Here is a 23,465-nt window from a genome sequence, read left to right as displayed (position 1 = left end):
AGTCTCTTCTAGGAGTTTTTGTTTATTACTTCTTTTGCTAAACTTAAATAGTTTATTGCACCTCTGCTGCTTGCATCAAAATTAATAATGCTTTCACCAAAACTAGGAGCTTCACTTAAACGTACGTTTCGTTGTATAATAGTTTTAAAAACCATGTCGTTAAAATGTTTCTGAACTTCTTCTACCACTTGGTTAGAAAGTCTTAAACGCGAATCGTACATCGTTAATAAAAGTCCTTCAATATCTAAATCAGGATTATGTATTTTCTGAACACTTTTAACGGTGTTTAATAATTTTCCTAAACCTTCAAGTGCAAAATATTCGCACTGAATAGGAATAATAACAGCATCTGCAGCTGTTAATGCATTAAGTGTTAACAGACCTAAAGATGGCGCACAATCTATAATTATAAAATCGTAATCGTCTTTAATCTCTGCTAATGCACGCTTTAGCATATATTCTCTATCGTCCTTATCTACAAGCTCAATTTCAATAGCAACTAAATCTATATGAGATGCAATAATATCCAAATTGGGCGTTTCTGTTTTCAAGATTGCCTCCTTAGCAGAATTTGTGTGTTCTAAAAGTTGATATGTTCCAATTTCTACAGTTTCAACATCTATACCTAATCCAGAAGTGGCATTGGCTTGAGGATCGGCGTCAATCAGCAATACTTTCTTTTCAAGCACCCCTAACGAGGCTGCTAAATTCACAGAAGTCGTTGTTTTTCCAACACCCCCTTTTTGATTTGCAATTGCAATGATTTTACCCATTAATAATTTGGTTTTAGTAGCTGTAAAAATACAACTATTTATGAGTTTTAAAAATGTAACTTGTTAACAAATGTTAAGCCTTATTTCTTTTTAGTTAAGGATGCGACATATACCGTTAATTCATAGTTATTATTTAATAAAATTGGCATCGATTTTTACACCTATTTTAACTCCGTTTTCTCACTCTTTTTTTTACGATAATAAATATGAGAGGGCTGCTAAAAATTGAGTAGTTTTATTTGCCTTTGCTAACTCTTGTTCTTTTAGGTGTTTATATATTTTATTTCGAAATTGTTAATACAATTTAACTCGGTATATTATAATTTACCTGCTTTTAGTAATGCTATAGAATTAAAGATTCTAAACTAGTAATGAATATTTATATAATGGTATAATACCAATACTTTTAATTAATTTAATACGGAATATGAATAAAATTATATTCATGGTTGATGAATCTTAATTTTTTATAAACTGATATTTATCATATATTAACATAATTGTTAGTTTTATTTTTGTGAAACTAATTAGGACAAAATTATCTTTTATCTTAAAGCTTTTAAATTAAAACTGAAAATATGAATACTAAACTAAACTTTCTAAATGTACGTTCTTATTGGAGGCAATCCATAATAGCGTTGGCGTGTATTACCATCGTATCTTGTGCTAACAAAGAAGACAAAACTGAAAAGGTGAATACCGCAGATATTGAGGTAAGCCAAGTTATGCAAGCCGAATTAACAGCGCCGCCACATGTACCAACTCCTGTAGGAAGACGTCAAGCCAAAAAACTAATCGTAGACATGGAAATCCTTGAAGAGGAAGGCGAAATGCTTAACGGTGTCAGTTATGTGTATTGGACTTTTGGAGGTTCTGTGCCAGGTAGTTTTATAAGAACGCGCGTAGGAGACGAAGTTGAATTTCATTTAAAGAATCATCCAGATAACAAATTACCACACAATATCGATTTACATGCTGTAAACGGTCCAGGTGGAGGTGCAGAATCTTCTTTTGTCGCTCCAGGACACGAAAAAGTGTTTTCGTTTAAGGTGTTAAACCCAGGTTTATATGTTTACCATTGTGCAACGGCTCCTGTTGGAATGCATATTGCAAACGGAATGTACGGACTTATATTAGTTGAGCCAGAAGGCGGATTACCTCCAGTAGATAAAGAATACTACATTATGCAAGGTGACTTCTATACCAAAGGAGCGCATGGTGATCGTGGTTTACAATCTTTCGATATGCAAAAAGCAATTGATGAAAAACCAGATTATGTTGTTTTTAATGGTAAAGTAGGCGCATTAACAGGCGATAATGCTATTACTGCAAATGTAGGAGAAACAGTAAGATTATTTGTTGGAAATGGCGGGCCAAATTTAGTGTCTTCTTTTCATGTAATCGGAGAAATTTTTGATAAAGTGCATGTAGAAGGTGGGGATTTAGTTAACGATAATGTACAAACTACATTAATTCCTGCTGGTGGAGCTTCAATAGTTGAGTTTAAAGTAGATGTGCCTGGAACGTTTATTATGGTAGACCACTCTATTTTTAGAGCCTTTAACAAAGGTGCTTTAGGAATGCTTAAAGTAGAAGGTGAAGAAGATAAGAAAATTTATAGCGGAGAGTTAAGAGACGATATCTATTTACCTGAAGGAGGTGGAATTCAAGCTATGCCAGAATCTGATGAAGTTGCAGCAAAAGATATTCCTGCACAATCGTTAGAAGAGCAATTAAAATTTGGAAAGCAAGCGTATCAACAAACATGTTTTGCATGTCATCAAGCAGAAGGACAAGGAATTCCTGGAGCATTTCCTCCATTGGCAAATTCAGATTATTTAAATGCTGATGTTGATCGTGCTATTGGCGTAGTGTTACATGGTTTAACTGGAGAAATTACTGTTAATGGTGAAAAATATAATAGTGTAATGACGCGTCAGAGTTTATCACCAGACGAAATTGCAAATGTTTTAACCTATGTATACCACAGTTGGGGGAATTCTAAAAAGGTGATTACTCCAGAAATGGTTAATAAAGTTAGAAATCAAAAATAATATAAAATAAAACGGTTATGCTAATTAGAACATTATTAATGTTTTGCATAGCATTCACATTACAAAATGCGATGTATTCGCAATCCAGCGAAGAGATGTCAGAAATTAAAGGGGGAACTTATATCCCCCTTTATGGTAGAGATTCTGCTGTAGTTAAGGTGAATGATTTTTTTATGGATAAATATCCTGTAACCAATAAGCAATATCAAGCGTTTGTAATTAAGTATCCAGAATGGCAAAAATCTAAAGCAAAAAAATTGTTTGTAGATGGCACCTATTTAACAAACTGGAAAAATGATACCGAGCTAAATGATTCCGAAAACCCAAACAGCCCGATTACTTATGTGTCTTGGTTTTCTGCTAGAAAGTATTGCGAATGTCAGGGTAAACGTTTACCAACAGTAGACGAATGGGAATATGTAGCCATGGCCGATGAAGACATTGCAGATGCTCGGGTTAAGGAAACTTATAATCAACAAATTTTATCTTGGTACGAAGCGCCTAGAACTAATACGTACGAAGTTGGACGCAATCCTAAAAATTATTGGGGTGTTTACGATTTACACGGATTGGTTTGGGAGTGGACTTCAGATTTTAATTCGGTATTAATTACAGGTGAATCTAGAAAAGATGTAGATAAAGATTCTAATCTGTTTTGTGGAGCAGCTGCAGTTGGCGCAACAGATTTAATGAATTACGCAGCCTTTATGCGCTATGCATTTCGTGGTAGTATAAGTGCGCGTTATGGTATAAAAAACTTAGGATTTAGATGCGTAAAAGACGTCGCTATAGAATAAGTAAACAACAATGTTATGAAAAAATATATAGTAGTTTTTAGTTTAATGTGCTTAGGATTGGTTTCATGTAAAAACGAAACAAAGGAAACTGTAAAACCGGAAACCACAGCGTCTAAAAAGGTTTCTGATGCTATTTCCGATATGTCTATTTACAATTTGCCTTCAACTTGGACGAATCAAGACGGAGCAGATATTCACTTAAAAGATTTAAAAGGCGATGTGCTAGTGATGGTTATGATCTATACGACCTGTAAAGCGGCTTGTCCGAGATTGGTAGCCGATATGCGTAATATTGAAACACGCTTACCAGAAGACACAAAAGACAAAGTAAAAATGATTTTTGTGAGTATTGATCCCGAAACAGACACGCCAGAACGTTTAAAGGCCTTCGCTAAAGAAAATTTTATGGACGAAGATCCTTGGATGTTTTTACGGTCTTCAGTTGAAAACACACGTGAATTTGCAGCGGTTTTAGCAGTAAAATACAAAGAAATTTCTCCAATGGATTTCTCTCACTCAAATATTATTAGTGTGTTTAATGAGGCCGGAGAACTTGTATTTCAACAAGAAGGTTTGGGTGTAAACTCAGATGAAACTATAGAAAATATAGAAAAAGCAGTTAGCGAAATGTAAAATACGAGTAGACTGTATTATAATAAAAAACCATCAATTCTATGTGGCATTAGGCTAACTTTGAGAATTGATGTTTTTTTTTGTAACGTTATAATCTATGCTTTAAAGGCAAGGTCCATCATCGCAACACGGTCCTAATTGGCATTCAAATAAGGTTGCAATAACATTTATAAGAATTAAAAGCACTGCAAGATATACTGCCGATTTTTCAAAAAGAGAAATTTTCAAGTCTGTTCTCGTTACTGCCGCCTTAGGAATAAAGAATAATAAAATAGCCGAAGCTAAAATACTTGCCGCAAATATAACAACACCCCAACTGTATAAATACATACCAAAAATAGGAGAACCATACCCAGCAGCTTCGCCTGGAACAGGGCAAATATGAAGTAGAACTTGACGTGTAGAAATGGTAATACCTATTAACGCAGAGATAATAATAATTCCAAAATGTTCTGCTTTAAATCCGAAATAAGTGTTTAGACATAGGCCAAATATAACGGCAATCATGGCTATACGTTGTAATAAACATAAGGGACAAGGATCTTCATGTAAACCAAATTGAAAATAAAATGCTCCAATTAATATGGAACAAATAATTAAAATGGCCGAACTATTTATAATTTTTAATGCGTTCATATCTATTAAAAATTAAGTTGAAGTGACGATGTGGTGTGGTAAAAAAACATGGCAACAGTACATACCAATCCTAAAGAAAATACCGCTAAGGCTAGTTTCTTTTTTTGTTTTATTAATAAGATAAATGCTGTTAGAAAAATTAAGAAAATGAGGCTCATAGGTATAGTTTTAGTTAGTTTATTAGGTGATTTTTTTAATTACTTCCAGAATTCGTCGGTTGTGTTTTCTTCAAGGTTTTGTTCGTAATGTATGTCATCTATATGAGTCATCTCTTCTGTAGTGGCTATAGCTTGAATTTCTGGAAACATTACACGTTCTTCAAAGCGAATGTGTGCTTCTAAAACATCTGCAAGCGTACTCAAATTAGCTTCTAAATCTGTGGTTTTATTAACGAGTTTTTTAATTTGTTTGTGTTCGTTTATGGCTTGTATTCTCAACGGATGGTCTTCAGCTAAAATAGAAAACACATGAGCTTCTTCCATTTCAAAATGAGGAACTAAATGCGACGTGTAAAACCAATCGGTATAGACTTTTATGCGATCTACTTCTATATCTTTCTTAAATCCGCTCTAATTTTCCAAGCCAATAGTAATCCGTGATGATGATCTCTGCTTAAAGGTTGTAACGATTTATGGCGCTTTAATGGTTTTTTGTCTGTCATAATAGTTTGTTTTTGAGGTTGATATGCTTATAAAGATAAAGGATATTCCTAGGACTAGAAAAGAACTTAGTATAAATAGTAAAAGATAATAATTAGGGATTAATCCTATTCCAAATACAAAGCGTAAACCTTGAAAGAATAGTACGAATTCGGTGCCTAAAAATCCTAAAGTAAAGGAGTAGATACCAGATTTAAAAAGTGAGATTTTATAGTCTATTTTAGATTGAATTATAAATGCAAATAAGAATCCAGAAACTACGCCAAGCATTGTTAAATGAATAAATCCAATTACGAAATTATGATTTTGTTTGGCAATGTTTGCAATTTCAGGAACTAGCGATGTGCTTTGAAATAGTATTTTTAATGCAAATGAAATGAGTGCAAATACATAACAAAATTTAGCTTCTATAGAAATCGTTTTTAAATGACTTGTAATGTTAGGTTTTGCAATTTTAACGAAAAACATAAAACACAAGATTTGAGCCAATATACCAAATCCATTAATCCAAATTAAAATAGGAGTAGGGGCAAACCAACTAATAGGTAAGGCCAAAGTACAGACTGTTGCCAGCACTAAAGTGGTATGAAAGTGTTTAAAATAAGGATGGTCTTTAATGTTGAAATAATGAAAAAATAAAGCCAGTATACCAATTAAAAACCAACCATTAAACTGAAAGTGTAAAAAGAATTGGATGGCGATTTGATAAAAGGCAGAAGCCTGACCTAAAAGCCCAACAGCTGGACCTAAGCACCACACACCTATAGTAGAAATCAGCATAAATATAAGCGCTGTTTTTAGTAATATTCTAGTTGGTGCAGATTTTATATTTTGATGTTTAAAAATCAGATATACAAAATAATAGCTACAGAATATATGTAAAAGTAGAAAACATAATGGAAATTGCGGCATAGCCTTGAAACGGGAAACTAATCATCATTCCTAGTACGGCAATTTCTGTAACCCAAAATAAACGATTAGCTTTTGTTTTTTGGGAACAAAATAATGTACAATAAGCACAAAGAGCATTAAATACACCCAGCCTAACATGGCCGTATGCGAATGCGCATGCGTTAAATTCCGATAATTAAAATCGAGAGCAGATATAAAGGCAAATCGCATGGTTAGTCCCATTATTCCTGCAACAAGGAAATTAAACAGACAAAAAAGGACAAGTTTTTTTTGCATCATAAAAGTGTGAAATAAAAATTCCGAAACCTTAAAGATATAAGATTTCGGAATTTAAACTATGTCATTGAGTTTTTAACAAAATTCACTTTCTAATTTTTCTGCAGCAGGGAAAAGAATATTGTTTTCAAGATGTATATGTAAATGTAAATCTTGTTCAAATTCTTGAAGCATTGCAAAGGTTACTTTATACGTGTTACACCCATCGGCAGGTGGCGTATAGTCGTTTGTAATTTCGGCAATTTGTCTGAAACGCACACCTTCGTTATCATGTTCTTGCATCATGGTTGCTATTGGGTTTTTTACTGTTCCGAAACCTGGAGCTTCAATAGGTGTGTTGGTTGCTTTAGCTTTTAATAAACGTTTAACGAATGGGAATAAAATTAATTCTTCCTTTTTTAAATGTTGCGCTAATTCTCCCGCAGATGCTGTAAATAATTCATTTATTTCAAATAATTCTGGATGTCTTTCACCGTGAACTTTACATAACTTGTCTAAGAATTGTTTAATTATAGGCGATTTTTCTTCTACATAACGGTGGTGTTTTTTTTCTATATAATCTATTAATAAATCTAAAGGCCAAGATTTATAATCTATAGATTGGTCTGCTTTAGAGTTAAGTACATGTTCTAAACTATCGACTAAATCACTTGTTAAAATTCCGTTTTTTTCGCATACTTCTTCTAACGATCGGTTTCCTCTACAGCAAAAGTCGATTCCATATTTTGTAAAGACGGCAGCAGTTCTAAAGTCTTCAGCAACAAATGCTCCTACATGTTTTTGTGTTATAGCTTCGATAATATTTTGTTTTAATTATTTTTAGTTATTTTATTTTTCAGTGTTAAGTCGAATACAAACCAGCAGATGGTAACAATTCCTATTGCGAAGATGACATCGCCTATAGTTCGCATCCATTTTAAGGTAATCATTGTTGGGTCTTGCATTAATTCCGAAGAACGGGCATACCACATACCGTGTTCTATACTTTCAATAGCTTGCCATATTCCTATAGGCATTAAGCTTAACAAGGCCATAGCTAGTAATCCTATGTTTAACGACCAGAAAGAAATTTTAATAAGTTTATTATTCCAAGTCACATTTCTATATAAGCTACGTAATACAAACAGCATAAGTCCAATTCCTAACATACCATATACTCCAAATAAAGCCGTGTGGGCGTGTAATGGTGTGGTATTTAAACCTTGAATGTAATACAGTGCTATTGGCGGATTAATAATGAATCCGAAGATTCCAGCGCCTAAGAAATTCCAAAACGCAACGGCAATCATAAAGTAAATGGGCCATTTGTAGTCTGCTATCCATTTAGTTGCTTTCGATAATTTGTAATTGTGATAAGCTTCGTACCCAATTAAGGTTAATGGCACAACTTCAAGAGCACTAAACGTAGCTCCTAAAGCCATAATAGCTTTAGGTGTTCCAGAGAAATATAAGTGGTGGAAGGTTCCTAAAATACCACCAGACATAAATACGATGGTTGCTAGTAAAACGTTTAAAGTCGCTGTTTTAGTTTTTAATAGGCCAAGTCTTACAAATAAAAATGCAATAACTACAGTGGCGAAAACTTCAAAGAATCCTTCAACCCATAAGTGAACAACCCACCATCTCCAGTATTCGGCAATTGCAAGGTTAGTATGTTGTCCCCACATTAATCCTGAAGCGTAAAATAGGGCAATAGCGGTACACGAAATTAAGAACATAATAATAAGGTTCTTCTCTTCGGTTTTACGTTTTAAGACCGGTAATAAAGGTCGTACCATTAACGCTAGCCATAAAATAAGACCTACGAAAAGGAATATTTGCCAAAAACGACCTAAGTCTACATATTCGTAACCTTGATGACCAAACCAGAAGTTTTCTAAATAGTTTAGTTTTTGCATCACGCCAAACCATTGGCCAATCATAGAGCCAAGCACGATAATAAGTAGTGCAAAGAATAAAAAATTAACTCCAAATTTTTGAAATTTAGGATCTTTACCAGATACTGCAGGAGCAATGTATAAACCTGTCGCTAACCATGCTGTAGCAATCCAGAAAATAGCTAGTTGTGTATGCCAAGTTCGTGTTACTGAATAGGGTAAAATCTGATCTAAAGCAAAACCGTAGAATCCGTCGCCTTCTACACCATAATGTGCAGTTACTATTCCTAATAACATTTGAATGACCATTAACAAGGTAACCACCCAAAAGTATTTTTTTACCAAGTGCATGCTTGGTGTCATGCCTTGTTTTAGTAAAGGATCTTCGGCAGGTGGTGGCATTTCTTCGTCTTCACCAGATTTTACATGATAGAATACAAGAATTCCAATGCACAGAATTAACAGTATAATACTAACTCCAGACCATACCATTAAATCCATTGTTGGAGCATTTCCAACAAGTTCGTCTGCAGGCCAGTTATGTGTGTAAGATACTTTACTGTTTGGGCGTTCTGTAACTGTTGCCCAAGTGGCCCAGAAGAAAAAGGCATTCATTTTTTGCATTTTAGCATCATCCTTAATCGTGTTTTTCGGGATGGCGTAATCTGCTCTTAACTTATCGAAAGACGGATCGTTTGTAAATAATCCTTTGTAGTATTCACTTAAGTGATTTATTGCTGCAACACGATTTTGGCTGATGGTAATCGTATTAGACGAGGCATTAAACGTGTTTTTTCGAACATCGTTTTGTAATCTAATTTTTAGTGCAGCTTGTTGTTCATCTGTAATATCGTCAAAGGATTTATTAAAATCGTTCTTAGCATAAATATCTAGAATATAAACCGCTTCTCTGTGTAACCAATCGGCAGTCCAATCTGGTGCAACATAAGCGCCGTGTCCCCAAATAGAACCTAACTCTTGGCCGCCTATACTTTGCCAAATATTTTGTCCGTCTTGTATGTCATCCTTGGTAAAAATTGTTTCACCAGTATCCGAAACTACAGCTTCAGGAATAGGAGGGGACTGTTGGTAAATTTCGAAACCATAATATCCTAATACGCTAAAGGAGCATATGACTACGGCCGCAAACAGTATCCAGAGTTTTTTTTCTTTGTTCATAATAATTAAAATAGTTAGTTGATTAATTTTTTTATTAATTCGGATAAATTTGTCTTATTTAATGGTAAATTTTTTTAACGTTTTAAAAAGGTTTCCCCTAATTTAATATCTAAAGCTAAAGCTTCTAAATCTGTAGATTCTAACATCAATCTTAATTCATCTCGAACCGATTTAAACTTGTCGTGCATTGGACATGGTTTGGTTTCATCACATTCTTTTAATCCTAAACCGCAACCTTTATATATATTATCGCCATCTATAGCATCTACAATATCAGATAACTTTACTGTTTTAATTTCATCTTTATTTATTTCAAAACCACCATGAGCTCCTTTTATAGAATTTACAACATTATTTCTGGCTAATGCTTGTAAAATTTTTGCTGTAAATGCTTCTGGAGAATCAATCTCTTTTGCAATTTCTTTCGGACTTACGCGTCTTCCTTCCATAGAATTTAAGGCTATAAAAATCGATGCTCTAATACCGTACTCACATGCTTTTGAAAACATATAGTTAATTGTTATTGGCAAATATATAAACAAATTTTAATTCAGACAAAATTATCTTAATTAAAAAGCGTCTATAATTTACGCATTGGGTTAGTAGTAATAATTGCGATAAACGCAGGTTGTTTTTTATTTTTAAAGATAAAAAATAATAAAGCATACATAAAAATTTTATTTCCGATTTATTTTAGTGGAAGTTGTAGGCCTAAAAGTGAGTAATACTGATGTTTTAAGAGAAAATAAAGTATAGTAATTTATAAGCTATTACACGCCTAACTTTATCTAAAAAGCCTTTAAGTGGTTTTCTAAAATAATAATCTTTTTAGTGTATACGTATCGAAAGAGATGCTTATTTTTTAAATATATAAGGTGTTGATATTTAGCGATGTAATGATTGGTTGTGAAGCAATTTTTATGCAACTAAGTAGTTTAATATACGAATTGCAACTTCAGGAACTAACATGGTTTCATTAAGAATGATATGCACTCCAGAACTGGATAATAATGCCGATTCGTCTTCAGTGATGGATGTACCATCCACCACAAGTAAAATGTATTCGGAACCATAATTCGTTAACGATACTATAATTTCAAGAATTTGAGGTAAGGATTTTTTTGAAATAGAAGTCAGATAAAGCGCAGATACATCATTTTCTATCGCTTGTTTTGAAAGGTCTTGAGACGAATGAAATACAGGAGCAAGGTCGACATCGAAACCTAAATCGGCATAGGCAGAAGCAATAATTTTTACATCATGTTCGTGCTGTTCGTCTTCAATATTCGATAGTAAAATACGTGGTCTGCGTCCTTCTTGTTCAGCAAAAGTGTCTACTAAAAGTTTAGCTTTATTATTTAAATGGTTGTCTGATGTGCTTGGCCTTTTCATACCGAAGATTAGTTTATAGACTTTACAATCTCATTTAATGTCGCTTGTAATTTAACAGCTTCTATAGCTAAAGTTAAAAGATTTTCTTTGTTATGACGATAATCAAGACGCAATTTTTGAAGGGAACGTGTTACTGCATCTTCATCACGATTGATATGTGTTAACGATGAGGTTGGAGTAGAATGTAGCTTTTCTAAAGTATTTATCTCTACGTGCGATAGGGTTTTTAAAAGCTCTTCAGGAAGTCTTTTTGTATTTTGGAAGGTTTCAAACATATCCCAAACTTGTTTGGCAATTTCAGAAGTACGAGTTTCAACAACATAACTTCCTGCCCAAGGATCAACCGTTCTAGAAATTTGTGTTTCTTTTTGTAAAAACAATTGCATGTTATTGTTTAAACGTTCAGAATCTAGCGTTGAGGTGTTGGTCGTTTGGGTCTGTATACTTTGGGTGCCTCCAAAGACAGCCGCAGTTGCTTGTATTACCGATTTTGATACTGAATTATCGCGTTTATTAAGTTTAACTTGTTTGGTGTTTATGTTAGACTGAATATGTAAAGCCTGCGATTGTTCATGTTTAGGGTGGTAAGACTTAATAAGCTTGGCCCATAGTATACGTGCTGCTCTCAGTTTTGAAATTTCGGTAAAAAGATTTAAGCCCGATACAAGAGTGAAGGACAATCGAGATGCCATAGTATCTATATCTAACCCAGAATTCAATCCTGATTTTAATAGTTTATCACCACTTATCAGCATAAGTGCTAATTCTTCTTGTGGACTTAAATTTAAATGATGTAACGATTCATTAGAAATTGAATACGCAATAAAATTTGGTAAATGCCAGAGCGTGTCACTAAATAACTCTGAGGTCTCTTTTTCAGAATTCTGATTTGTATTTTTAATATTTAAACCTTGTAAAGTATCTATGTTTACAACTCCATTTAAGGTCTTTTTAGGTAATCCTTGTGATTCTGAAACTACTGTGTAAAAAGCTAATAAAGCAATGCTATCACAAGTATAGGGCAGTGAAATAGTAATTTCATTTAAAGGAATATCTTTAAAAAACGATTTAAAATCTTCAAGAGTTTGCGGAGAATATGCGCTAGAATTTACATTGAAAGTAAAATGGCGTTGCCCATTTTTATATAGACGTTTATAATAAGCATTACAGTCATCTACAGTGTTGAAATTTGAGGATTGACTTGTAGTCCACGGTGCTGTAATATACATAGTAGATAAAATTCCTCTTAAAAAAGGAGGTATTCCCGCAGCAAAATTTAAATCATGTAAACCTTCAGTTTCAACTAAAGTATTATTTGAATCTATAGCATAACTATCTGATGAAGCTTTAAGATTATCCTTAGATAACCTCGCAGACGCTTCAGTCGTTTTTAGTGTGATATGTTGTAGATTTTTTCTACTCATGGTTTAGGTTTTCTATATTTCAGATTTTAATCTGTGTTGTTCTAAAGTCTCAGCGAGTCGTTTAGGGATGATAGGTTCAATTAATGTTTTTCTTGGATTCTGTTTAACAAAAGGATATAATTCTAATTCAGCTTTCATCCGGTTTTCAGAATGTATACAGGCGTTAGCTCCAATTAGAGTTAGCTCTCCAGAATCGAATTGTTCTTGTTCTTTAAGAGCACTTTCTTTAATTTTTTTTTGAATTGTTCCTGCCTTCAGTAGTTTTAAATATCCACCTTGTGCTTCAATATCCTTAAAAATAACCAGAGCTTTTTCTGCCAACTGAACGGTTAAATATTCGATGTAATACGAACCTTCAGCAGGATTTTTTTCATAACCAATGTTAAGAGCTGCTTTTAGAGCCGCTAATTGATCTTTTGCATGTTGTTCGCCAACAGTATGCTTTTTATGAAATAATGAATCGTAAGCTGTATTACATATACTATCTGCACCGCCTAGAATAGCACTCATACATTCTGTAGTTGTACGGAATATGTTTGTTTTATACTCGTAAAGTGTTTTATTACGCTTAGTTGGTGCCGCAATAATATGGCACGATGGTTCTAGATTATATTCGGTAGCCAAAGTATGCCATAATGTGCGTAAGGCACGAAACTTCGAAATTTCGAAAAAGTAATTAGATCCTACGGCTAGTTTAAATGTAATTTCTGTTTTAAATAGATTTGGAAACTGATTTAAATACTCATTTACGTGAGCTAAGCCATAAGCCAATTGCTGCGTTATTGTGGCTCCAGCATTTTGGTAACCGTCTAGGTTTACACAAACATTGCTTTTTAGATTATTGCAATTTTTTAATACAGTTTCTAGCGCAGTAAAATCAGATTGAAGTGTATTATACCAATTTCCATCTTTAGTAAGGTGACCAATAATATCGAAATTCACATAAAAATAAGCTTGTGTTTTTAAGGCTAATTGATTTAGTTTTTCAACAAATTCAGAAGAACAAAACTGTAAATCAAAATAGATTGGAATTATTGAAAGATTAATATTCTGTAATAATTCATCTAAATCGCAATGTTCGTTTGTAATGATAAAATCTATGGCTTCTGCACCATCTAATATGGCATTATTAGCTAACGAATTCGATTTATTTTCAGAATTTACATAAATAGATTGCGTAATTTTAAAAGAACCTATTGGCGATTTAAATTTTAAATTTCGAGTATTTAAATCGTCTGGAGTATAAAATGGTTTTACATTAATATCGTCATTAGAATGCCAAATAAGCGTCTTATTATAGTCGGCACCATTTAAATCGAATTGAATTTTTTGTTTCCACGCCTTTGCCGATACCGAATTAAATTCTTCAAACAAATTTGTGTTACTCATCAGATTCTATATTTAAACTGTCTTCATATTCAATAATGTAAATATCTTCATTTTCACGTTTTAAATAGTAAGTTTCTCTGGCAAATTTTTCTAAACCTTCTTCAGTATTTAACTTTTTAAACGCTTTGCGGTCTTTGGTAATCTCGTTAATGTAATACTCTTTTTGTTCGTTAAGTTCGTCGATATCGTTATTTAATTCGTTGTGAATTAAATACGAATTACTATCGAAGAATAACATCCAAATAGCAAAGCCAATCCCAGGAATAACAAAGGGATTTTTAAAAGGTTTTATGTATTTATGATTGAAAAACTTCAACGTTATAATAATTTTTCATTAATAATGGTACGTACAATATTTATTGCTACTGTATTGAATTTATTATTCGGGATTATAATGTCTGCATACTCTTTCATTGGCTCAATGAATTGCTGATGCATAGGTTTTAAAGTCGTAAGGTAACGGTTAAGAACTTCATCCATATCACGTCCACGTTCTGCAATATCACGCTTTAACCTTCTAATTAATCGTTCGTCACTATCGGCATGAACAAATATTTTAATATCGAATAAATCACGAATATCAGGATGTGTAAATATTAAAATACCTTCAACAATCATTACTTTTCTAGGATGCGTTAAAATGGTATCGCCAGTTCTGTTATGTTTTACAAAAGAATACACGGGTTGCTCAATAGGTTTTCCTTCTTTAAGTTGTTTTAAATGTTTTACTAATAAATCAAAATCTATAGATTTTGGATGATCAAAATTAATTAATTTACGTTCGTCGTAAGATAGGTGAGAGGTGTCGCTATAATAAGAATCTTGAGATATAATACCGACTTCTGCATCTGGAAGTTCATTTAAAATTTGATTTACAACCGTTGTTTTTCCACAACCTGTTCCTCCTGTAAGACCTATAATGAGCATTGAATTTTTATTTTTATGAGTGGACAAATTTAAGGTTAATTCTTCGGAATAATTTTAACTATTCCAAGATTTTCAATTCCAACATAAATATAATCATCAGGACCTTGAACCACAGAGCGTACACGCCCTAAATCTTCGAGGATGCGTTCTTCTTTAATTATTTTGTTATTTTCGATAACACAGCGGTTTAAATACTGAAATTTTAACGAGCCCACTAACACATTTCCTTTCCAGTTCGCATATTTATCGCTAGTAACAAAACACATTCCGGAAGGTGCAATAGATGGTGTCCAGTGATGAATAGGAGATTCCATACCTTTCTTCTCGGTTAAATCTGAAATGGAAGTTCCCCAATAATTTATACCATAGGTCACTACTGGCCATCCATAATTTTTTCCAGCGGAAATAATATTTATCTCGTCTCCGCCTTTAGGACCATGTTCATGTGCCCAAATTTCGTTTGTTTCAGGATTTAAAATCATGCCTTGCGGATTTCTATGACCGTAAGAATAAATGGCTTTTTTTGCATTTGGAGAATTTACAAATGGATTATCCTTCGGAATCGAGCCATCATCGTTTAGGCGATATATTTTACCACCATCGCGTGTAATATCTTGAGGATTGTCATCGCGTTGACCACGTTCACCAATACTAAAGAACAAAAAATCATTTTCATCGAAAATTATTCGAGAACCAAAATGGTCGCTACTACTAAAATTTGGAGTTGCTTTATATAAAAGCTCTTTATTAGTTAACGTGTTATTACTAATTTTTGCACGCATTAATGCCGTATTGGCTCCAGAACCCTTGCCATCTGAAGAGGCGTAAGTGAAATACACCCAACCGTTATCCTTATAATTAGGATGCAAAGCAATGTCTAATAATCCGCCTTGCCCCAGTTGTGTAATGGCAGGTAATCCTGAAATTTTTATTTTCTTCCCATTTTTAAAATGAATGAGTTCTCCAGATTTTTCTGTAATTAACATGGATTGATCTGGAAGAAACACAAAACCCCAAGGGTTTTTTAAGTCAGAAACGACAATTTCGTGCGCGTATTTTTGGGAATTATATTTTTTTTCTTGCGCACAAGCCGTAAAATGAAATAGTAAAACGATTGATATTAAGTGTTTTATGTGAGTCATGAAAACTATTTTTAAATTTAAGTGACAATTTACTAAAAAAAGATGTTGATTTTTAAATAAAACATGTATATTTGCACCTCGATAATTTTTTCGGGGTGTAGCGTAGCCCGGTTATCGCGCCACGTTTGGGACGTGGAGGCCGCAGGTTCGAATCCTGCCACCCCGACTTTATATAGTATCAAACTATATCAAAAACCTGTTAATCTTATGATTATCAGGTTTTTTTGTTTTTTATGATATCAAAATAAAGCAGTTAGTATTAAATAAAATGTCAACAAATCGGATAACAAAATAAAAATTGAAAATTTGTTGACCAGATTTAGACTAAAATTTTGATAGTCAGTAAATAAATGTATCTTTATAAGTGATTTGACTTTCGTCTGATAACAATGAATATGTGTTAACAAAAAGACGAAATTATGAAAACATCCACCACCTTCAGTATTTTGTTCTGGGCAGACTTTTCTAGGGCAAAAAAAGATCATGCATCAATTTATGCAAGAATTACAGTAAATGGTAAGCGAGCGACCATTAGTTTAAAACGTAAGGTTTTCATAACTGATTGGGATATCCATAAAAATAGAGCCCGTGGAACCAACCAGAAATCTAGAATGCTTAATAGTTACTTAGATGAAACTTTTAATCATCTTTTTAAATGTTATCGTGATTTAATGGCAGAACAAAAGCTAATTACTTCCCAAGCAATTAAGGCAAGATATTTTGGGCAAGACGATACTAGCCATTCAATTATGGATATCGTAAATTACCATAATGAAGATATGGTAAATAAATTAAAGTGGGGAACACAAAAAAACTACTTTACTACACAAAAATATATTTCAAAATTTTTAGTAAAAAGCTATAAAACCACGGACTTATATTTAAGGGAACTCGATTATCACTTTATTATTAAGTTCGAGAAGTATCTTAGAGGTTATATGCCTGTGGATCATCAAAAACCAATGGGTAATAATACGGTGATGAAGCATATAGAGCGCTTTAGAAAATTGATAAACCTATCGTTTAAATTAGGATGGATAGATCGTGATCCTTTTGTTAGTTTCAAATCTAAATTTATTAAAAACGACAGAGGTTTTTTAAGTCATGAAGAACTTCAAGTTATAGAAAATAAAATATTTTCAATTCCCCGATTGGATTTGGTTAAAGATTTATTTGTATTCGCTTGCTATACTAGTTTGAGTTATATAGATATGATTAATTTGACAGCTGATAATATAGCTATTGGAATTGATGGCGAATTATGGATTTATTACAGACGTGAAAAAACCACTAAACCAATTCGTATACCGTTATTGCCAAAGGCATTACAAATCATAGAAAAGTATAAGAGTAATTATAAATCTATAGCTTATGGCACTGTCTTTCCTAAAATATCAAATCAGAAGCTAAATGCGTATTTAAAGGAAATAGCAGATGTGTGTGGTATTTATAAGAATCTGACTTTCCACATAGCGAGGCATACGTTTGCAACAACAATTACCTTGAGTAATGGAACGCCTATAGAAACAGTCTCTAAAATATTGGGGCATTCCCGAATATCTACAACTCAAATTTATGCAAAGGTTATTGAACGCAAAGTGAGTGATGATATGCATAAGCTGAGAGTCCAATTCAAAGAAGAGGAAACTAAATGAATTTCAAAAGGTACCTCTCAGAATTAAAGATTTAATGGAACCATAATTAACACAAGATTTTAATTTACAATAATATATAGTTTAAATATATAATCTATATAAGCAGAAAGACTAAGTTGTTTTTTCTAAGATTTAAGAGGGTTAATTGTAAAATGCTATTAAAAAAATAAGAAGATGTTATAACACATGCTTCGATTTAATTTTTATAAAAATTCACTTAAATATTTCAATGGGAAAATATGTTCTTAATAACATTGGGTAAAAATCTTGAATTGCTTCCAATCCTTGTTTTTACTAGTGTTATTGCCAAATTTTGTACGATTAGATACCTTAATTTGTACTAAAAAACACATCAAACTTAAGAACTTGCATTCCAAACTAATTAAAACTATAAGGGTATGGAAATTTTAAGTTATATAGAAATAAATAAAAATTCTAGGGTACCAATGTATCAACAAATTGTCGACTCTATTATTAATAATATTTCAAATGGTAACATTGAGTTGAATCAGAAATTGCCATCGATTAATATGATAAGTGAAGATTTCTACTTATCTAGAGATACTGTAGAGAAGGCCTATAATGTGTTAAAAGAAAGAAATATTATTCAATCCATTCACAGACGAGGATATTATGTGGTAAAAAATGATACACGATGTAAATTAAATATCCTTTTCCTAGTCAATAAATTGAGTACCTATAAGATGAGAATTTATAATTCTTTTTTAGATAGCATTGGATTGAATTCAAAAATTGATTTAGTAATATATCATTGCGATGAGTTTTTGTTTTTAAATGCATTAAAAAATAGTAAGTTGGCCTATGATTATTACGTGGTAATGCCACATTTCAAGAAGGATAATTTACAACATGCGAGTTTTACAGACAATACTTTAGAAGCAATAAATAGTATTCCTAAAAATAAATTATTGGTTTTAGATAATATAATACCGCCTTTAGATGAAGATGTAAGAGCTGTTTATCAAGAGTTTGATAAGGATATTTATAATGCTTTAATTTCAGGAAAAGAAAAAATTTCAAAGTATAATAAATTAGTATTAATCTATCCCGAAAAATCAGTATATCCTTATCCTAGACGAGTTTTAAGAGGATTTCGAAGATTTTGTTTAGAAAATGAAATTGATTTCGAAATTTTAAATGAAGTATGCGACGATATGGTCTTTAAAAAAGGAGATTTATTTATTACTATTGAGGAATCTGATTTGGTGAATTTAATAAATCAAATCAGGGATAATGAACTTACTTTAGGTAAGGATATTGGTGTTATTTCATATAACGATACGCCATTAAAGGATTTACTTGGAATTACGGTTATGTCTACAGATTTTAAAGTTATGGGAGAAACTGCTGCTAAAATGATTTTACATAACAAACAGGGTCGGGTGAAAGTACCTTTTAATTTTATAGATAGAAAGTCTATTTAATTTTATGTTTTGCTTTTCCATTTCTTAATTAACAGAATCGGTAATATATAGATTCTTTATTGGGATAAAGTTTTAATATTATTACGGTGAATTTTACTTTGAATTTTTGTAAAATTCGTAATTTGCCTATATGCGGGAAATAAGTTTTTTAGTTGTTTTTTTATTCTCATGTTACGTCTTTGGACAAAAAGAAATTTATAAATTCAATAGTATTTCTTCTTCTCAAGGGTTGTCTCATAATTCTGTTATGGCCATAACTCAAGATCAATTAGGTCAAATATGGGTGGGTACTAGAGATGGATTAAATAAATTTGATGGAACAAACTTTACTGTTTTTAGACATAATAATAATAATAATAGTCATCTTAATTCTATAAGTAGTAACGATATTATTAGCTTAAATGTAGACCGAAAAGGTTTTGTTTGGATTGGAACCGCAATGGGTTTGAACAAATATAATCCTCAATCTAATAACTTCAAAAACTATTTTGAAAATGGTTCTGAAACCTCGATTACAAATAATATAATTAAATCTATTTGTGAATTCTCTTCAGAAGAAATTTGGTTTGGAACAGCTTCCGGAATCTCTATATATAACAGAGATACAGATAGCTTTAAATCCTTTTTAATAGGCACAAATGTGTTTTCTATTAAAAAACTTACAAATAATAAATTAGCTGTTGGTACAAATAAAGGCTTGTTAATTATAAAAATTGAGGCAGATAAAAGTTATGTCACTCAAACGGTTAATGTTACCAGTAGTTATATAATTCAAGACATGGTTAAAAGTAGTGATAATACACTTCTATTAGCAACTAGAGAACATCACATCATGGAATATAATTATGAGAGTGATGCTTTAAAACCATACTTCGATAAAGAAAAAATAGTAGGTATTAACAAAAATGTAAGGCAATTACTTTTTGATGATAAAGGAAAGCTTTGGATGGGGACCTATAACGGACTTCAAATAGCTAGTACTAATAAAAAAATAACTACGTTGTATAGCAATATTAATGATTATGAATCTATTAGCGATAATTTTATAAAATCACTTTTTAAAGATAAAAATGGGTCTATTTGGATTGGCTCTTATTTAGGCGGTATTAATATTTGGGATGACTCTAACATTAATTTTGTAAAAATTACTCAAAAGCCTGGAAATACGGGGTTAAGCTTTAAGTCAGTAAGTTCTATATCATCTTATAAAAATCACATCTATTTTGGAACAGAAGGAGGAGGAGTTACTGTATTAGATACTATTACAAGAAGTTATAAGTATATTAATACTAATACGAGTCCCGAACTTAGTAGTGATAATATTAAAGCCTTACTCCGAGATAAAGAAGATTATCTTTGGATAGGAACATTTAATCATGGTGTGGCAGTCTACAATGTAGAAGAGCAAAAATTTAACCCTAATATATTACCCGAAGATGTTGTAGATTTTCTTAAAGATGTAGGAGTAAGTAGTATAACTCAACATAACAATACTATTTTAATAGGTACTCTAGGTAAAGGTGTTCTTAAATACAATGTTAAAAATAAAACTTCTGAAATTATTACTGATAAATCTAAGCGTAATAAGCTAATTCACAACATTATTAAAGCTGTAAAAGTAGATACTAAAAACAATCTATGGATAGGGACATATAATGGTTTAAATAAGATAGATTCCGAAAGCCAAACAAGCAATTTTCTTTACAATGTTAATACTAATGTTGGTTATGGTGTTACATGTATTTATGAAGACTTTAAAGGGAATATTTGGGTAGGAACGGAAGTAGAAGGATTGTTTAAATTGGAAAACAATACATTTAGACGTATTAGTTTAAATATTGATAGTGACACTCCTCTAATTGGAGTTAGAAGTATAGTTGAAGATGATCATGGAGATTTTTGGTTGTCAACCCCTAATCAGGGAATTATACGCTTCAACCCAGAGAACGAAAAAATTATATATAATTACACTCAAAAAGAAGGATTATTAAATAATCAGTTTAATAATAATGCAAGTTTTACGTACCCCAACGGAACTATGTTTTTTGGAGGTGCGGGTGGAGTTGTTCTTTTTAATCCAAAGAAATTAATTAAAAATACTTTTTCTCCGCAAGTAATATTAACAGACTTTAAAATTAAAAATAAGTCTATAAAGATTGATGATGATAATTCGGTTTTATCTAAAACCATTTCTTATACAGAGGAATTAGAACTTTCTTACGAGCAGGGAAATTTTAATATTTCATTTTCTATTCCAAACTACTTAAATTCTGGTAGTAATCATTATTTATATCGATTAAAAGGTCTGGAGGATGAATGGGTTGAAACCTCGCAAAACACGGCTTTTTATACCATTCAAGATCCAGGGAATTATGTTTTCGAAGTGAAAGGCGTCAATAGCGATGGCATAATAAATAAAAAACCAACAACTTTAAACATTAAAGTAAATCCTGCACCCTGGCGTACTTGGTGGGCCTTTATGTTTTATGGTGTGGTAATTTTTTCAATTTTATATTACCTGTTAAATATTATAAAATCTAAACAAAGACTAGGTAATCAGTTGGTTTTAGAGAAAATACAAGCCGATCAAATCAAAAAAAATAATAAATCAAAACTTGAGTTTTTTACAAACATCTCTCATGAATTTAGGACGCCTCTAACTCTAATTCTAGGGCCTTTGAGTCAAATTTTAGATAATTATAAAGGGAGTAGTGAAATGTATAAAAAACTAAAAGTTATAGAAAGTAACGCTAACCATTTATTACAGCTTATTAACAGGTTAATGGATTTTAGAAAGTTAGAAAGTGACTTGATAAAATTAGAAACTGCGGAAGGAAACATCGTCAAGTTTCTTAAAGAAATTTTTCTGTCTTTTTCAGAATATGCAAAAGATGGTAATTATCAGTACGAATTTCATACACCCTCCGACCAAATTTTGGTGTATTACGATAGATATAAGTTGGAGCGGGTGTTTTATAACTTAATTTCTAATGCCTTTAGGTATACCCCAAAAAATGGAAAAATAGTAATAAGGATTGTGCAAAAGTCTAATGTATTAATAATTCAAGTAGAAGATTCGGGCGTGGGGATTGCCGAGGAATATAAAGACAAAATTTTTGAACGGTTCTTTGAGCTAAATGTTAATAGAAAACCCGATAACAATTATAATAAAGGAACAGGAATAGGATTATCTATTGTTAAAAATATTGTAGACCTTCATAAAGGAAAAATATATGTAAAAGACAATCTAGACGGAAAAGGAACTATATTTTCAGTAGAATTACAACAAGGAAGGGCACATCTAGAGGATGCCGATATAATTAAAGATTTTAAGTTTAGCGACGATCTTGAACAATATGTTACACAATTAACAGATTCAGAAGCAGTTTTAGATGAAGATGTTTTTGAAAAATTGAACGAAGAGAACCGGCCTACTATTTTATTAGTGGAAGACAATAAGCCGTTACGTAAGTTTATGCGAAGTTTGTTAAAACAAGATTTTAAAATTTTGGAGGCCGAAAACGGAAAAATTGCCTATAAAATAGCTTTAAGAGAAGATCTTAATTTAATTGTTAGCGACGTGGTTATGCCCGAAATGACAGGTACAGAGTTGTGCTCTAAAATTAAATCTGATATTAGAACAAGTCATATTCCGCTTATTTTGTTAACCTCACGTTCTTCATTAATTTATAAAATTGAAGGCTTGGAAAGCGGCGCAGATGATTATATAAGTAAACCTTTTGACGTTAAGGAATTTAAATTGCGTATTAAAAATCTATTAAACTCAATAAACCGTTTAAAGGAAAAAATGAATGCAAATGAAGGCTTAAAACCTGAAGATTTGGTTTTGTCGTCCATAGATGAAGACTTGTATAAAAAAGCACTACATATTATGGATAAAAATATCGCTAACGAACAATTCGATATACCACAATTTTGCGAGGAATTAGGTGTAAGTAGAACGGTATTATTTAAAAAAATAAAAGCTTGGACAGATTATACTCCAAACGATTTTATTCAGCATATCAGATTAAAAAAAGCTGCCAATTTATTAGAACACGACCAATATAGTATATCTCAAATTAGCTATATGGTAGGATTTAAAAATCCTAAATATTTTAGTAAAGTGTTTAAAAATAAATTTGGTAAAACACCTACAGCATATATTAAGACATTTAATCATTCTTAATGTAAGGCTAAATATTATTTACTTAAGAAATACCAATAAATTCCGCTAGATATTTATCAAATTGGTATTTTTCACACCCATTTTGAGTACAAAAAAACACTTTCTG

Annotated in this window: 20 protein-coding genes and 1 tRNA gene; 7 read left to right on the top strand and 14 right to left on the bottom strand. The window is 32.0% G+C overall.

Going from position 1 to position 23,465, the window contains the following annotated elements:
- Window positions 1-8 precede the first annotated feature (8 nt).
- The gene (locus tag BN863_RS11205) at window positions 9-773 is read right to left on the bottom strand and encodes a ParA family protein (RefSeq protein WP_038530591.1); all 765 of its coding nucleotides are present in this window, start codon (window positions 771-773) and stop codon (window positions 9-11) included.
- Between the two features lie 578 nt (window positions 774-1,351).
- On the opposite strand from BN863_RS11205, the gene nirK reads away from it, so the two are divergent.
- The 3 genes from nirK to BN863_RS11190 are packed head-to-tail and all read left to right on the top strand — an operon-like array spanning window position 1,352 to window position 4,257.
- Window positions 1,352-2,827 (top strand): copper-containing nitrite reductase, encoded by a 1,476-nt coding sequence (nirK, locus tag BN863_RS11200; protein WP_038530589.1) that lies wholly within the window; start codon window positions 1,352-1,354, stop codon window positions 2,825-2,827.
- A gap of 17 nt (window positions 2,828-2,844) precedes the next feature.
- Complete coding sequence (locus tag BN863_RS11195; protein WP_038530586.1) at window positions 2,845-3,624, top strand: formylglycine-generating enzyme family protein; 780 nt, start codon at window positions 2,845-2,847, stop codon at window positions 3,622-3,624.
- Between the two features lie 15 nt (window positions 3,625-3,639).
- Window positions 3,640-4,257 (top strand): SCO family protein, encoded by a 618-nt coding sequence (locus BN863_RS11190; RefSeq protein WP_051774723.1) that lies wholly within the window; start codon window positions 3,640-3,642, stop codon window positions 4,255-4,257.
- A 102-nt stretch (window positions 4,258-4,359) separates the two neighbouring features.
- Here the strand turns inward: BN863_RS11190 and BN863_RS11185 are convergent, their stop codons facing one another.
- The 13 genes from BN863_RS11185 to BN863_RS11130 form a co-directional block, all read right to left on the bottom strand.
- A complete protein-coding gene (locus tag BN863_RS11185; protein ID WP_051774721.1) occupies window positions 4,360-4,893 on the bottom strand; it encodes a disulfide bond formation protein B in 534 nt (177 codons plus the stop codon).
- 5 nt (window positions 4,894-4,898) lie between these two features.
- Window positions 4,899-5,051 (bottom strand): DUF5993 family protein, encoded by a 153-nt coding sequence (locus BN863_RS18480; protein ID WP_158409003.1) that lies wholly within the window; start codon window positions 5,049-5,051, stop codon window positions 4,899-4,901.
- Window positions 5,052-5,090: 39 nt separating this feature from the next.
- Window positions 5,091-5,375 carry a hemerythrin domain-containing protein gene (locus BN863_RS18820; protein ID WP_242404025.1) on the bottom strand — a complete coding sequence of 95 codons (285 nt, stop codon included), beginning with the start codon at window positions 5,373-5,375 and terminating at the stop codon, window positions 5,091-5,093.
- Between the two features lie 147 nt (window positions 5,376-5,522).
- Window positions 5,523-6,332 (bottom strand): hypothetical protein, encoded by an 810-nt coding sequence (locus BN863_RS11175; RefSeq protein ID WP_242404024.1) that lies wholly within the window; start codon window positions 6,330-6,332, stop codon window positions 5,523-5,525.
- Between the two features lie 483 nt (window positions 6,333-6,815).
- Window positions 6,816-7,529 (bottom strand): iron-sulfur cluster repair di-iron protein, encoded by a 714-nt coding sequence (gene ric / locus BN863_RS11170; RefSeq protein WP_038530580.1) that lies wholly within the window; start codon window positions 7,527-7,529, stop codon window positions 6,816-6,818.
- A gap of 20 nt (window positions 7,530-7,549) precedes the next feature.
- Window positions 7,550-9,796 carry a nitric-oxide reductase large subunit gene (locus BN863_RS11165; RefSeq protein ID WP_038530578.1) on the bottom strand — a complete coding sequence of 749 codons (2,247 nt, stop codon included), beginning with the start codon at window positions 9,794-9,796 and terminating at the stop codon, window positions 7,550-7,552.
- Between the two features lie 74 nt (window positions 9,797-9,870).
- Entirely contained in the window at window positions 9,871-10,305 is a 435-nt protein-coding gene (locus BN863_RS11160; protein ID WP_038530576.1) for an RrF2 family transcriptional regulator, read from the bottom strand.
- 409 nt (window positions 10,306-10,714) lie between these two features.
- A complete protein-coding gene (locus BN863_RS11155) occupies window positions 10,715-11,188 on the bottom strand; it encodes a hypothetical protein (protein ID WP_038530574.1) in 474 nt (157 codons plus the stop codon).
- 8 nt (window positions 11,189-11,196) lie between these two features.
- Complete coding sequence (locus BN863_RS11150) at window positions 11,197-12,612, bottom strand: methylmalonyl-CoA mutase family protein (RefSeq protein WP_038530572.1); 1,416 nt, start codon at window positions 12,610-12,612, stop codon at window positions 11,197-11,199.
- Between the two features lie 12 nt (window positions 12,613-12,624).
- On the bottom strand, window positions 12,625-14,001 hold the full coding sequence (locus BN863_RS11145) for a methylmalonyl-CoA mutase subunit beta (RefSeq protein ID WP_038530570.1): 1,377 nt from the start codon (window positions 13,999-14,001) through the stop codon (window positions 12,625-12,627).
- Complete coding sequence (locus tag BN863_RS11140; RefSeq protein ID WP_038530568.1) at window positions 13,994-14,317, bottom strand: FtsB family cell division protein; 324 nt, start codon at window positions 14,315-14,317, stop codon at window positions 13,994-13,996. Before BN863_RS11140 ends, BN863_RS11145 begins: the two co-directional genes overlap by 8 nt.
- A gap of 2 nt (window positions 14,318-14,319) precedes the next feature.
- A complete protein-coding gene (udk, locus tag BN863_RS11135) occupies window positions 14,320-14,928 on the bottom strand; it encodes a uridine kinase (protein WP_038530565.1) in 609 nt (202 codons plus the stop codon).
- 35 nt (window positions 14,929-14,963) lie between these two features.
- Window positions 14,964-16,070, bottom strand: coding sequence for a PQQ-dependent sugar dehydrogenase (locus BN863_RS11130; protein WP_038530563.1), 1,107 nt, complete (start codon window positions 16,068-16,070; stop codon window positions 14,964-14,966).
- Window positions 16,071-16,161: 91 nt separating this feature from the next.
- Between BN863_RS11130 and BN863_RS11125 the strand changes: the two genes are divergently transcribed.
- From BN863_RS11125 to BN863_RS11110, 4 genes are all read left to right on the top strand, one after another.
- A tRNA-Pro gene (locus BN863_RS11125) sits at window positions 16,162-16,236 on the top strand.
- A 253-nt stretch (window positions 16,237-16,489) separates the two neighbouring features.
- Window positions 16,490-17,725 carry a site-specific integrase gene (locus tag BN863_RS11120; RefSeq protein WP_038530560.1) on the top strand — a complete coding sequence of 412 codons (1,236 nt, stop codon included), beginning with the start codon at window positions 16,490-16,492 and terminating at the stop codon, window positions 17,723-17,725.
- A 398-nt stretch (window positions 17,726-18,123) separates the two neighbouring features.
- Window positions 18,124-19,170: a GntR family transcriptional regulator gene (locus BN863_RS11115; protein ID WP_038530558.1), complete on the top strand. Its 1,047-nt coding sequence runs from the start codon at window positions 18,124-18,126 to the stop codon at window positions 19,168-19,170.
- Between the two features lie 130 nt (window positions 19,171-19,300).
- Window positions 19,301-23,359: a hybrid sensor histidine kinase/response regulator transcription factor gene (locus BN863_RS11110; RefSeq protein WP_038530556.1), complete on the top strand. Its 4,059-nt coding sequence runs from the start codon at window positions 19,301-19,303 to the stop codon at window positions 23,357-23,359.
- Window positions 23,360-23,465 lie beyond the last annotated feature (106 nt).

Source organism: Formosa agariphila KMM 3901 (assembly GCF_000723205.1).
Lineage (GTDB): Bacteria > Bacteroidota > Bacteroidia > Flavobacteriales > Flavobacteriaceae > Formosa > Formosa agariphila.
This window is presented reverse-complemented; position numbering and strand designations above follow the sequence as displayed.